Genomic DNA, 1,272 nt, shown 5'->3' with positions numbered 1-1,272 from the left:
TGGACTTGCAACAAAAAGTCGGACAATTTTTTTAAGACCTATGCTACACTTTTAATTTTATAAAATTCTAGTTCCATTTCTTTAGGTGTTTTATATCCCAAAGAAGAATGCAGACGTTTTCTATTATACCATACTTCTATATATTCAAAGACTGCTAATTTAGCTTCTTCAATGGTTGTGAATTTATGCTGATAGATAAGTTCTGCTTTAAGGGTCTTGAAAAAACTTTCAGCTACAGCATTATCCCAACAATTAGCTTTTCTACTCATACTTTGGGTGATTAAAGTATTTTTATTAATCAATTTTCTGAATTCTATCGAAGCATATTGTATTCCTCTATCTGAATGAAAAAGTAAAGATTCTGTTATTTCTCTTTTTGATACTGCCATTTTCCAAGCTGGAATAATCGTTTGATCGGTATACATTCGTGTGCTTAATGACCATCCTATAACCTGCCTGTCATATAAATCAATAATAGTAGTAAGATATAACCAGCCGGCAGCTGTTCTTATATAAGTTATATCAGACACCCAGACCTCATTAAGTAATTTTGGTGTAAAATTTCTATTGAGATGATTACTGCACACTGGATATCGATGATTAGAATCCGTGGTCACTTTAAAGCGTCTTTTAAGTTTACTTCTCCAGCCATTAAGAAGCATCAATTTAGCAACTTTCCTTTTGGATATTTTATATCCTTTTCTTTTTAGCTGTTCCGCTATTCTGGGACTTCCATAAGTTTGACTGCTTAAATCAAAAACTTCTTTTATCAAGTCTGTAAATAGACTATTTTCTATAGATCTATTAGAAGGCCCGCCGCTAAACCATCTATAATAACTGCTTCGGCTTACTTTTAAAACGCTGCACATCTTTTCAATAGGATATAAATGTTTATAGCTCACTATGAATTGGTAGATTTCCCATCGCTCTTGGAAAAGATGTGAACGGCCTTTTTTAATATCTCAAGCTCTAATTCTTTTTCCTTAAGAGCTTTTCGAAGTTGTTTAACTTCTAAAGAATCTGTTTCTGTTTTTTTAGAAATAATTGGTTTTGGATTAGTAAATGTTTTTTCAGAGGATCTCCATTTATAAATACGCTCTACCTGGATACCTAGTTCATCTGCTAATTCTTTGATGTTTTCCCGCTCGTAACTTAATCGTACTGCTGATGATTTAAACTCAGCACTGTAAACTCGTTTTTTCATAATTCTAAGATATTTATTTTTATTTAAACAGTCTTAAAATTTATGTCCCAGTAAATGTAGCAACTCCA

Annotated in this window: 2 protein-coding genes; both read right to left on the bottom strand. The window is 32.1% G+C overall.

What is annotated here, in order from left to right; genetic code table 11:
- Nucleotides 1–38: 38 nt before the first annotated feature.
- Nucleotides 39–902 carry an IS3 family transposase gene (locus tag OIU80_RS20820; protein WP_264288883.1) on the bottom strand — a complete coding sequence of 288 codons (864 nt, stop codon included), beginning with the start codon at nucleotides 900–902 and terminating at the stop codon, nucleotides 39–41.
- Nucleotides 902–1,204, bottom strand: coding sequence for a transposase (locus OIU80_RS20815; protein WP_210668457.1), 303 nt, complete (start codon nucleotides 1,202–1,204; stop codon nucleotides 902–904). The genes OIU80_RS20820 and OIU80_RS20815 overlap by 1 nt, the downstream gene beginning before the upstream one ends.
- Between the last annotated feature and the right edge of the window lie 68 nt (nucleotides 1,205–1,272).

Source organism: Flavobacterium frigoritolerans, from assembly GCF_025847275.1.
Taxonomy (GTDB): Bacteria; Bacteroidota; Bacteroidia; order Flavobacteriales; family Flavobacteriaceae; genus Flavobacterium; species Flavobacterium frigoritolerans.
The sequence above is the reverse complement of the archived record's forward strand: the minus strand, read 5'-3'. Positions and strand labels throughout refer to the sequence as shown.